We start from the raw sequence: 1450 nt of genomic DNA on the forward strand, positions 1-1450 counted from the left end.
TCCCTGATGTATACAATATGTATAGTGGGTCAGTCGCTAGAACAGGCACACATACGTGAGGCAAGGCATCGTTAACCGCTTGTTGCCAAAGTACATCGCGTTCATTGTTCAACTCGGCTAGAGACTGCTCTCTTTGGAATACCACCACTTTCTCAGGTTTCCAGCGACTGTCCATGATCGCCCTGTCGACCATCGGCTTATATGGCAGGACTTTATTTATCTCGACACCGCAGGAGGCAGTAATCAACACCTTCGGTTCAGCATCTTCGATACGAACGGCAAGCTCATGAGGAGCAAACCCACCAAACACCACCGAATGCACCGCGCCTAGTCGAGCACAAGCCAGCATTGCCATTGCCGCTTCAGGAATCATTGGCATGTAGATCACCACACGATCACCTTTGGTAACGCCTTGCGTCGCTAACATACCTGCAACTTTAGCCACTTGGTCACGCAATTGATTGTAAGTGTATGAGGATTGATTTCCTGTAACTGGAGAATCGTAAATCAGCGCGGTATTGTCACCTCGTCCATTTTCACAATGGTAATCAAGCGCGAGCCAGCAGGTGTTCATCACCCCATCAGGAAACCAACGTTCAATACCGTTATCGTCAGTTTGTAATATCGTTTTTGGTGGTTCAAACCAATCTATCGCTTGTGCTTGCGTTTCCCAGAACGAATTGGGGTCTTCCCTAGCCCATTGATACTCGGTGATGTAATCTGTTTTTCTGTTCATTCGATTCGTAGCAGACATAGTGCCTCCTCCATGATTTATCCATTATTCCAAGCGCCTAGCTTTTGGCAGTAGCACTTGATTGCACTCTTTTCTCAGCGTTGTGTTCGTGAACATTTAACCGTTCACGACAGTCGCTTTACTTGGGAAAAGGCACACGAATGGCACCTTCCATGATCACTCGGGCACTACGACTCATAATCGCCCTTTCAATTTTCCACCCACTTTCGCCTTGTATCGCTTTAGCACCCACTTTTAAGGTTCCTGATGGATGACCAAAGGTCACAAAATCTCGGGAACCCTCACCGACTGCCAAGTTAACTAACGTCCCCGGGACGCTTGCCGCTGAAGCAATGGCGACCGCAGCCGTACCCATCATGGCGTGGTGCAATTGCCCCATAGACAAAGCTCGCACCAGAAGATCAGTATCTTCGGCAGCAACCGATTTACCACTGGAAGCTTGGTACGCTTGAGGCTTAGTAACAAACGCGACTTTAGGAGTGTGCTGGCGTGATTCAGCTTGCTCTAGGGAATCGATAAGACCCATCGCTACTGCACCATGTGCTCGGATGGATTCAAACAGAGCCAAGGCTTTGGTATCACTATTGATATCTGATTGAAGTTCAGTGCCTTGGTAACCAACCGATTCAGCATCAACAAAAATGGTGGGTATTCCGGCATTGATGTATGTCGCTTTAATGCACCCCAGATCTGGAA

The 1450-nt window shown here is 48.2% G+C and carries 2 protein-coding genes; both read right to left on the reverse strand.

The window, feature by feature from the left end; translation table 11 throughout:
- A partial coding sequence (locus AB4496_RS00580; RefSeq protein WP_372130479.1) for an AMP-binding protein occupies positions 1–754 on the reverse strand: 754 nt, incomplete at its 3' end.
- A gap of 118 nt (positions 755–872) precedes the next feature.
- Positions 873–1450, reverse strand: a 578-nt coding sequence (locus AB4496_RS00585; RefSeq protein ID WP_372130481.1) for a PrpF domain-containing protein, incomplete at its 5' end; no start/stop codon positions are given.

The organism is Vibrio sp. 10N.222.46.A1 (assembly GCF_041473595.1).
GTDB classification, from domain to species: Bacteria; Pseudomonadota; Gammaproteobacteria; order Enterobacterales; family Vibrionaceae; genus Vibrio; species Vibrio tasmaniensis_A.